Below are 223 nucleotides of genomic sequence, written 5' to 3' on the forward strand. Positions count from 1 at the left end.
TTACCTCACAGTTTGCCATCTCTATCATGCTAATTATCGGTACGCTGATTGTCCTAAGTCAACTGAACTTCCTGCAGAACAAGGATGCCGGTTTTGATGATGAAAATATTGTAATGGTACCAGTGATCCAGTCACCCATGGGAAATCATTATGAAAATTTCAAAACTGCTGCCTTACAGAGCCCTCATATTAAATCCATGACCGCAGTGGAAGAAATAGTAGG

At 40.8% G+C, this 223-nt stretch carries 1 protein-coding gene; it reads left to right on the plus strand.

Annotated elements, in window-relative coordinates; translation table 11 throughout:
- A partial coding sequence (locus ACXAH9_RS17250; protein WP_474896095.1) for a hypothetical protein occupies positions 1–223 on the plus strand: 223 nt, incomplete at both ends.

The sequence above is a fragment of the Ekhidna sp. ABH4_415 genome, assembly GCF_056161305.1.